7 protein-coding genes and 1 pseudogene are annotated in these 9,852 nt (G+C 63.2%); 2 read left to right on the forward strand and 6 right to left on the reverse strand.

Annotated features, from left to right (window positions below):
• The 5 genes from ACY693_RS09300 to ACY693_RS09320 all read right to left on the reverse strand — a co-directional run.
• Window positions 1-851: dicarboxylate/amino acid:cation symporter (locus ACY693_RS09300; protein WP_462321549.1), on the reverse strand; the 851-nt coding region annotated here is incomplete at its 3' end.
• A 35-nt stretch (window positions 852-886) separates the two neighbouring features.
• Entirely contained in the window at window positions 887-1,831 is a 945-nt protein-coding gene (locus ACY693_RS09305; RefSeq protein ID WP_462321550.1) for a hypothetical protein, read from the reverse strand.
• A 68-nt stretch (window positions 1,832-1,899) separates the two neighbouring features.
• Window positions 1,900-3,597 carry a Mur ligase family protein gene (locus ACY693_RS09310; RefSeq protein WP_462321551.1) on the reverse strand — a complete coding sequence of 566 codons (1,698 nt, stop codon included), beginning with the start codon at window positions 3,595-3,597 and terminating at the stop codon, window positions 1,900-1,902.
• On the reverse strand, window positions 3,594-4,490 hold the full coding sequence (locus ACY693_RS09315) for an isocitrate lyase/PEP mutase family protein (protein ID WP_462321552.1): 897 nt from the start codon (window positions 4,488-4,490) through the stop codon (window positions 3,594-3,596). The genes ACY693_RS09310 and ACY693_RS09315 overlap by 4 nt, the downstream gene beginning before the upstream one ends.
• Window positions 4,491-4,501: 11 nt before the next feature.
• Window positions 4,502-5,905, reverse strand: a complete 1,404-nt coding sequence (locus tag ACY693_RS09320; protein WP_462321553.1) for an alpha/beta hydrolase — start codon at window positions 5,903-5,905, stop codon at window positions 4,502-4,504.
• A gap of 114 nt (window positions 5,906-6,019) precedes the next feature.
• On the opposite strand from ACY693_RS09320, the gene ACY693_RS09325 reads away from it, so the two are divergent.
• Window positions 6,020-6,673 carry a Uma2 family endonuclease gene (locus ACY693_RS09325; protein WP_462321554.1) on the forward strand — a complete coding sequence of 218 codons (654 nt, stop codon included), beginning with the start codon at window positions 6,020-6,022 and terminating at the stop codon, window positions 6,671-6,673.
• A gap of 171 nt (window positions 6,674-6,844) precedes the next feature.
• Here the strand turns inward: ACY693_RS09325 and ACY693_RS09330 are convergent.
• A pseudogene (locus ACY693_RS09330) lies at window positions 6,845-7,059 on the reverse strand (ATP-binding domain-containing protein); the annotation flags it as partial.
• A gap of 26 nt (window positions 7,060-7,085) precedes the next feature.
• On the opposite strand from ACY693_RS09330, the gene ACY693_RS09335 reads away from it, so the two are divergent.
• Window positions 7,086-9,800: a sensor domain-containing protein gene (locus ACY693_RS09335; protein WP_462321555.1), complete on the forward strand. Its 2,715-nt coding sequence runs from the start codon at window positions 7,086-7,088 to the stop codon at window positions 9,798-9,800.
• The last annotated feature ends 52 nt before the right edge of the window (window positions 9,801-9,852 follow it).

Here is a 9,852-nt window from a genome sequence, read left to right on the forward strand (position 1 = left end):
CTGGTGGTGCCCGGGCTGACGCCGGCATTCCGTTCCAAGGTCTGCTTCGAGACCGGATAGGTCGCGGCGCTGGAGGCGGTTGCGAGCGCTGTTGTCAGCGCCGCGCGGACCTGAATGAAGAACCGCCAGGGGTGCCGCCCGCTGCCCAGCCAGAGCAGCGTGGGCAGGAACAACAGCGTATGCAGCGCGGCCGCGAGCGCGACCGCCCAAACGAAGGGCCGCAGCGCCAGCACGGCGGCCCAGTCCATGCTCGCTAGACTGGCATAGACCAGCGCTGCGATGCCGATCGGGGCCAGGGCCAGTAGGATCGCAAGCATGCGCATCAACAGCGCGTTGACGGCCTCGGCGCCATCGGCTAGGAGCCGGCGTGGCTTGGGCTCCAAGCCGCGAGCGGCCAGCGCGGCAAAGATGGCGAGCACCACGATATGGAGGATGTTGCCCTCGGCGAGCGAGGCGAACAGGTTCGAGGGCACCAGGTTCGCAATCAGGCGCTCCAGGCTGAAGCCGGCGCCGAAGACCTCGCCGCCACTGGCGACTGGCTCGAGGTTCAGCAGTCCTGGCTCAATCGCGCGCGAGAACAGCAGCCCGAGCAGGGTGCCGGTCACTGCTGCGAGCGCAGAGGTAAGTAGGTAGAAGCCCAGCGTGCGGCCACCAAGGCGGGCCAGATCGACGCCACGCGCCAGCGCCGCATAGATCGAGACCAGAATCAGAGGAAGGATCAGGACCTTCAGCAGAGAGAGGAAGACATCGCCGAGCCAGCCCACCCATGCCGCGCCGGCCGGCCACAGCAGCGCTAGCAGCACGCCGAGTGCTAGGCCGGTAGGAGTCGAATAGAGGGCGCGCCAGGCCATCACTCGAGTGCCGATTGTTGCGGTCTAGACCCGGCCTAGTGCTGTAGAAAGGGCGAGCTCTTGGTGCGCGCCTTGAGCGGTGGGATACCGAGCACCTTAAGCAGTCGCGCGACCATCTCCTGCTGGGCCAGCTGGTCACCGTGCTCGGCCTCGATGTTGAAATACTCGCCGAGCCGATGACGGGCGACATAATCGGAGAGTGAGCAATCGAAATTGCCGCTGCTCAATTGCTTGTGCATCACATTGAGGCCCGCGGCATTGAGTGCCGCAACCCGACGTTTGAGCACCGGATCGGCGTTGAGGGGAGCTGTGCCGACCACGAACACCAGGTTGTCCTCATCGCGCAGTCGGTGACTGCTGCGGCCTGAATCGGTCGCCGAAGAGGTTCTCGAATAGTCCCCCGGATAGGCCGTTAGCGCAGCGCCTTCACGAGCTAGCGAGATGGTGCCGATACCCCCGTTGCCGCTCCAGCCATCATGATTATTGTGCAAGGCGAGAATCGGGCTGCGGCGACTCCGATAATGATCCAGCACCGCTTGGCTGTAGCCTGGGGCTGCCTGGAGTTGGCCGCGGCAAAGCCCGGATTCGGCGCGGGAGCGGCTGAAATTGCGGTTTGGGTCCTGGCCAAGGAAGTTGCGTTGGCCGCCGCTATCGACCGCGAGCAGACCGCCACCGTAGTCGATGACTGTTTGCACTGCGACATCAAAGGCGGTGTTTTCGTTGTCATGCGGCAAGACCCAGAATGGACCCTGTGGAAACCCTTCATGCTCCAGGATGTGGAAGGTCCAGTGGAAGCCGCCCTCACGGACCTGCTGCCGCCGATAGCAGAGCGGTGCGCGTTCGATGCGAGCGAGGTTGCGGCGGATGTCGCTGGACTCGGCGCGGACCGGTGCCATGCAGTCGCTGATGGTCATGGATGAGTGGCTGCCGCTACCAGCGCAGCCGGTGATCAGTGAAAGGCCGATCAGCGCAAGGCCCATCAGCAAAAGACCGGGCAGGAGCGGGTGCCAGACAGCCTGGCTGGCGCTTGCGGTTAAGCCTATCCTCATCAGCACGTCCAACCGAGCCGGCCGAGATTCTGCAGCACCTGCTCGCGATCACTGTAGGGGCGCTTCACCCCTTGCTGGTCGATGTAGGGCTCGTGACCCTTGCCAGCGATCAGCGCGACCCAGGGTTCACTGGCGGGTCGGGCTGCGAGATGGTCGAACAGCGCCGTGATGGCCTCGGCCCGATCCAAGATGACCTTAGGTGGTGCGTTGCAGTCCGTCATCCCGGCGAGGGTGTCATTGGCGATCGCTTGCGGGTCTTCGAAGCGCGGATTATCGGAGGTCAGAATCACCTGATCCGAGCCACGGCAGACAGCAGCGCCCATCAGCGGACGCTTGGCACGATCGCGGTCGCCACCGCAGCCGAAGAGGGTCAGGAGCTGCGCCTGCGGAAAGGCCTCGCGAATCGCACCGAGGATGTTCTCGAGCGCGTCTGGGCTGTGCGCGAAATCGATCACGATGGTGCGCTGTTGGTAGACGAGGCAGTCGAAGCGCCCGGCGACTGGCTGCAACGCGCGCCAAGGCGACTCAGGCGCGGCACCGAGCAGCCGGGTTGCCAGCGCGCAGGCGAGCGCATAGTTTGCGCGATTGTAACCTAGCGCTAGGAACCGGCGAGCCTGCAGAGCCTCAGCGGGCAATGGTGCGCTCCTGTCGCTTTCTGTTGCTGCGCTGCTGTCGCTTATCGTTACTGAGCCAAGGGGCTGGTCCGCGGCTGGTTCGGCTGCTCCTTCGGTTGCTTGCTCAGCGATTCGATCGACTGCTTCGTTGTTGATGGGCTGAGTGGCTGGCGACAGCGGATCGGGCTCGGCCGGCAGCCGCGGCGTTTCGATCAGTACAATCGGCACATCAGCTCCGTGCTCGAGGCGCAGCCGGCGCTCGACCTCTGCACTGGTCGTGAGCAGTGGCACGCCGTCGGCGAGCTGATCGACGATCAGCGCCTTGGCTGCAAAGTAGCTCGCCTCGTCGCCGTGGTAGTCGAGGTGATCCTGGCTGAAGTTGGTCCAGGCCGCCGCCGCGAAGCGCAACCCATGCACGCGGCCCTGATGCAGCGCATGGCTGGAGACCTCCATCACCAGGGTGTCGGCCTCAGTGCGATAGTGATGCAGGATGCGCCTTAGCTCGATATACGGCGGTGAGGTGAAGCCGGTCTCGGCCAGGGGCTGGCCATTCAGCGAAAGCCCGAGCGTGCCGATGCTGAGCACGCGGCGTCCGGCGGCGAGTAGGATCGACTCGAGGTACTTGACGGTGGTGGTCTTGCCATTGGTGCCAGTGACGCCTGCGATCTGCCATTGCGCCGGTCGCACCGGATAGAAGTGATCGCAGAGTCGTTCCAGCGTCTCGCCCCAGGCATCCGGGGCGGTGACGAAGATGGGACGCCCGCTGAGTGCCGCCGGTAGCGGCTCCGGCTGTCGCCCCTGCAGCGGTGACGGACCCGAGGGCCTTGAGAACTGAGCGCCATGGGCATCCAGCGCGCGAGTGATGATCAGGGCGCCAAACGGGCTATTCGCCAGATAGCGCTCGATGATTTCGGCGTCGCTCTTTCCGTCATCAAAGCGCCGGAAGCAGAGGATCGAGCTTGGCGTGCAGCGATCTGCGCGCCATTGGATATCCTTGAAGCCGCTGAGGTCGAGTGTGTCGAGGTCGGGGGCCTGGATGAAACGGCAGGCGAGAATAACCTCGAGCAGAGAGTCGTTGCTCAAGCCTTGACCTCAGTTTGGTGATTGGGGCCAAACCGCGCGGCCTCGGCATCATAGACATCAAACCCGAGACGGCGACGCACCTCAGAAAAGGCCATCAGCCCTTGCGGATGACGGCTCGCTTTGAGCGCATCCAACGCCTCGGTCATCGCCTGCATGGCCGCCGCCAGTAAGGTCAGCGGGTAGGCCGCGATGCGGTAGCCAAGGGCCTCGAGCTCGGCCGGTGGCAGGATCGGTGTGATTCCACCCTCGAGCATATTGGCAAGGTGGATACCGGGCGCCTCGCGGCAGATGGTCGCCATCTCCTCACGGGTCTCTGGCGACTCGATGAAGAGGAGGTCGGCGCCGAGCTCGCGGAAACGGTTGGCACGCTCGATCGCCTCATCCAGGCCGAGCAGGGCGCGCGCATCGGTGCGCGCCAGGATCAGGATATCGGCGCCCGCATCGCGCGCCTCGACCGCGGCGCGGATGCGATCGAAGGCCTCCTCGCGCTCGACCACGGCCTTGCCGCGGGTATGGCCGCAGCGCTTCGGCGCGACCTGATCCTCGAGCATGATCGCGGCGAAGCCGGCCTTGGCGAAGCCGCGTACCGTACGTTGCAGGTTCAACGGGTTGCCGTAGCCGGTATCGCCATCGCCGATGACCGGGATGCTGACCGCTTCGAGGATGTTGCGGCCCTGATCCAAGACCTCGGCATAAGACATCAGTCCGGTATCCGGGCCGCCGAGTCGATGCGCAGCGGCGGCGAAGCCAGACATGAATGTCAGTGGAAACCCGGCCTGCTCGATGAGCTTGGCGCTTAGCGCATCGCCGCAGCAGGGCATCGAGATCAGCCCGCCTTGGTCGAGCAGGGTGCGCAGCTGTTCGGGGGCTGTTGTCACAGCGTCATTGGCCATCGGCGAAGCGCTCATTGCAACATAGGGGCTCGATCGGCCACTGGCGTCCCATCGGTCGCGATGCCCGGTTCGCCCTCATTCGGAATGCGCCAGCTGACGCGTCCGGTGCGGATCAGCTCGCGGCCCGGATCACCGGGCTTCTTGCCGAAACGGATCAGTTGGATGAGGTCGGAGCTGACGCGCGGATTGGTCGTAAAGTAGCCGTGTCCGAACAGGTCTGTGCGCTTGCCCTCATAGGCGATCAGATCAGTGCCGCCGCGGGTTTCGAGGTAACGCTGGGCCGTGTCGGTGATCTCATCCGGGGTCAACTGGCCAACGCGGTTGCGACTGCGGAACAGGATGCGCGAGACCTGCAAGGCGCGATCCTTGGGCGAGGAGTAGACGGTCAGGCGCCCATCGAGGGTGCGTGGCAAACGCGCCTCGGGCCAGACTGTGACCAAGTCGGGATCGGAGATGAAGCCGGTCAGCTGCTGCGAGGCGATGTCGATATCGATGTCCGGTGACATCAAGACCAGGTTCTTGACCTTGAACAGGGATGCTGGCTCTTTGCCGGCCGCGATGGCCTCGAGCGCCAGCTCACGGGCTGCCGAGAGGGTGACCGCGGCGCCTCGGCTGTGGGCGAGGACATGCATCCCTTTCACCTCCGGCATCGTGGCGATGGTGCGGATGGTCTTCTTCAGGTGCGCCACGGCGAAGTCAGCGGTCTCGGTGGTATTGGTGTAAGAGATCAGGAAGTTGCCGGTGGTCGAGGCCGGCCAGGTGAAGAAGCTGCAGACCGGCTCGCGGCCGAGAAAATGGCACAGCTCGGCAGTGGTGAAGGCGGTGCTGGCGAACGTCTCATTAAAGCCATGCACGTAGAGCATGACCTCGCGCGTGGGCGAGTGCTCGAGACGGCGTCTGATCTCGTCTTGGAGCGTCTCTCTGGCCGCGGCATGACGGATCAGCTGGTCGCGATCCCGCAACAGCATGCCTTGCGGATTGCGCTTGATCTTGTAGGGCTCGTCCGGGAAGGCTCCCAGCTCTTTGACCTCGCCAAGCTCCAGCTCCACTGGGCGGGTGCGCTCGGCAAGCTGGCTCTGCTCGGCAAGCCCCTGCCAATCGAGTGCGGGGACGAGCTGAACCTGCGCCGACCCAAAGGCGATTCTTCGCGCTCGCTCCTGACCATAGGGGAGGGTCTCTCCTGCTTGCTTCGCCCGCTCGACCTCTTCTGGGGTGGGCAGTGCGCGGTCGGTGATGTAGAGCAAGTCAACATCCGGGTGCCGCCGCGTTTCCCGTTCCGGGTCAAACAACGGCTGTCCACTGGGCTGCTGGTAGACGACCGGTGTCGGCATCAGCTCCCGTGCAGTGCTGGCGCAGCCGCTGATGACGGCGCTGCTGAGCAGAAGGATGAGGGTCTTTGTGAGCAGTCCTGGCATCGGATTCGGGCCTCGGTCTCGGGCGACTTTGCGGCAGTGGCCGCAGTCTGCATTGCGGCATAGCGATGCGTCTAGACTCTGCACCCGTCGAATGATCCCTGAGGCACCTGTTTGATGGCCTCGATATCCTTGCTAGAGTCCTCTCAGGTCGTTACCCTCAACGGGCGTTTCTATCCACGCCTTTTGCTCAAGATCAGCATGCAAGCCAACGCCTTGCCAACACCGCAGCCGCACCAGGTCACCGTGAGAGAGTTCTTTCTCATGGGCGAGGCCGGCGTGCTAGACCCTGAGGCCAGGATCGAGCTGATCGAAGGAGTCATGATCGACATGCCGCCGATCGCCCCGCCACATGCAGGCCGCACCAAGCGGTTGACCTCTTTGCTCATCGAAGCGATCGGCAGGCGCGCCATCGTCTCCACCCAAGATCCGATCCTGCTCGGGGATCTCAGCGCCCCCCAGCCCGACATCGCCGTGCTCAAGCCGCGGGACGATTTCTACACCGCCGAGCATCCACGGGCCGACGATGTCTTACTCGTGATCGAGATCGCCGACAGCAGCGTTCGTTATGACCGGGAGTGCAAACTGCCGCTGTACGCCCGATTCGGCATTCCCGAGGCATGGCTGATCGACATCCCCGCGCGGGCCATCTGGGGGTATCGGGAGCCCGAGAACGGTGCCTACCAAACAAGCCTTCAGCTTGAGGCGCCACACCGAATCAGGCCGTCGATGCTGGATGGCTTGGAGATAGCGCTAGCCGAGCTGGTCTAGGGCAGCACAGCCCAACAACGCCCAGATTAAGACCCAGAAAGACGGTCCGTCCACCAAGTTGGCAAGCGGGCGGCGGTAGCCAAGTTTGACAGGCTGCTGGGGATCTAGAACATTCGGGGTGCGGCTGTAGTCCGCTGCCGCGTTCTGGTGACTGTTGCCAAAGATGTCTTGCAACCGTTGGCGCAGCCGAGTCACCGTTGGCTGCCCGGCCGGCGCACCGCGATGGCGAGTGCCTTGGGCTGGACGATGAGCACGACCAGCCGCTTGCCGCGCGTGACGGCGGTGTAGAGCAGGTTGCGCTGCAGCAGGTTTTAATGCTGGGTGGCGATCGGTATCACCACGGCCGGGCACTCGGAGCCTTGGGCCTTGTGGACAATGGTGGCGTAATGTCAGTTCCTCTCGAAGTATGACCATGCCGCAACGTCGCGACCAACGGTCGGCTTCTCGCTCCGCGTTACAGGCAGCGGTGATCTATGGGCTGATCGCTGTCGGTTGGATCTTGACCTCAGATTGGCTGCTGACCTTGTTTGGCATTCTCCCGCAAACCGTCTTGTTGCTGCAGACGGCTAAGGGCTTGGGCTTCGTCGCGGTGACCTCGCTCCTGCTGTTCGTGCTGCTTCGCGCGCAGCTGCGACGACGCGAAGAGAGTGAGCGGCGCTTCTCGACCTTGGTCGAGAACCTTCCGGGCATGGTGTATCGCTGTGAGAACGATCGTCATTGGACCATGCGTTACGTCAGTCGAGCAGCCCAAAGACGCACCGGTTATGTCCCTGCCGAGCTCATCGGTAACGCTCGGATTGCCTACGCCGAGCTGATCTATCCTGACGATCGGGAGCGCGTCTGGGATGAGGTCCAGCAGGCTGTCAGGGCTGGCCGATCCTTCCAGAGCGAATATCGTATCCACAACCGAGCCGGCAGCCTGAGATGGGTTTGGGAGCAGGGCTGTGCGGTGCCGGACAACGACCATGAGGGCAGGATCGTCCTTGAGGGCTTGATGCTCGATGTCACCGAGCGCAAACAGGCCGAAGCCATTGCCCGAGACGCCGCTGAGCGTCTGGGGTCAGTCGGCGACAACCTTCCCGGTGGGGCGATCTACCGACTTCACCGCAACCGGAACGGAGATTACCGCTTCACCTATGCATCGCGCGGTGTCGAGACGATTCTGGGCATCAGTCGCGAGCATATGCTTGCCGATGCGGGATCGGTCTTCAGTCTGACCGAGGCACCCTACGATGAATCGGTTCATGCCGCGAATGAACGCTCTGCCTGCGATCTGAGCATCGTTGACATGGAGCTTCCGCAACGTCTGCCAGATGGGACTCGAAAGTGGATCGCGGTGCGTTCTCTGCCGCATCAGTCAGCCGATGGTGGCGTGCTCTGGGACGGAATCGTGCTCGACATCAGCGAGCGCAAGGCGGCGGAGGAGAAGCTGCGGGAGGCCGCCGCCGTATTTGCCAACACCGCCGAGGGTGTCATCATCACAACGCTCGACGGCGAGATCCGCGATGTCAATCAGGCCTTTGTCGATGTGACTGGCTATGGACGCGACGAGGCGATCGGCGAAAACCCGCGCCTCCTGAAGTCCGGTCGGCACGAGCATGGCTTCTACCAGGCCATGTGGCAGTCTCTGCTGGAGACGGGGCAATGGCGCGGGGAGATCTGGAATCGGCGCAAGGATGGGATGGTCTATCCGGAGCTACTGACCATTAGCGCGGTGCGCGACCCTCAGGGCGAGGCTAGGGGCTATGTGGGTGTCTTCACCGATATCACGCCGATCAAAGAGGCTGAAGAACGCTTGGAGTATCTGGCCCAGCATGATGCCCTGACTGGTTTGCCGAACCGTTTGCTCTTGAATGCCCGTTTGCGTCATAGCCTGCACCAGGCGCAGCGTACCAAGGGCAAGCTGGCGCTGTTGTTCTTCGACCTTGATCGCTTCAAGCACATCAATGACAGCCTTGGCCACACAGCCGGCGATCAGCTGCTACAAGAGTTCGCTCAGCGCCTTACGAATAGCCTGCGCACTGGTGACACCGTTGCTCGCATCAGCGGCGATGAGTTCATCGTCCTGCTCGAGGGGGTCAACAACTCGGCGAGCATTGCCGCGATCGCGCGCAAGCTGATCGAGGCCCTCAAGCCCCCGGTCGTCATTAACGGCAGTCAGGTTGGCGCAACGGCCAGCGTTGGCATCAGCGTGTATCCGGATGATGGCGACACCGAAGCGATGCTGCTGCGCAACGCCGATGCAGCCATGTACCGTGCCAAAGAAGAGGGCGGAAACACCTATCAGTTCTACACCGCCGAGATGACGGCAGCGGCCTTCGAGCAGGTGTTTCTCGACAATGCGCTGCGCGATGCCCTCGATAACGACGAGTTCCGGCTGCTGTATCAGCCGCTGGTCGATCTCTCATCCGGGCGGCTACTGGGGGTTGAGGCCCTGCTGCGATGGGAGCATCCAAAGCAAGGCACGATCCCGCCGGCCAGGTTCATTCGCATCGCCGAACAGAATGGCCTGATCGGGGATATCGGCAGCTGGGTCTTGCGCAGCGCTTGCACCCAAGGAAAGCGCTGGCTCGAGAAGGGTTTCGCGTTCGGCGTCATTGCCGTCAATATCGCCGGTCGCCAGATCCATGATCGCGCCTTCGTCGCCGATGTCGAGCGCATCCTCGCCGACACGGGTCTGCCTCCGCATTGCCTCGATCTCGAGGTGAGTGAGGGCTTCGTGATGCGCCGTGCTGACCTGGGCGTGAGCCGGCTCCAGGCCTTGCGCACGCAAGGTGTCGGCATTGCGATTGATGATTTTGGCACTGGCTATTCGTCACTCAGTCGGCTGAAACGGCTACCGATCACCAAGATCAAGATCGACCAGAGCTTTGTGCGCGACATTCCCGATGATCGCAACGACATGGCGCTTTGCGATGCCGTGATCGCGATCAGCCGATCGCTGGACCTCACTGTGATCGCCGAGGGTGTGGAGACGGTGGCGCAGGCCGACTTCCTGCGAGACAAGGGCTGCGTCATCGCTCAAGGCTATCTCTACAGCCGCCCGGTCGCGCCGGAGGAGGTCGAGCGATTGTTTGCCGAGGCCCAGGATGCAGACTCGGCCGCCGCCGAGCCGATTGAACGATAAGGCGATTGCCGGAAAAGCTCATACCGAATTGCGCAGGATTTTCGTTTGCCTT

The organism is Halochromatium sp. (assembly GCF_054919635.1).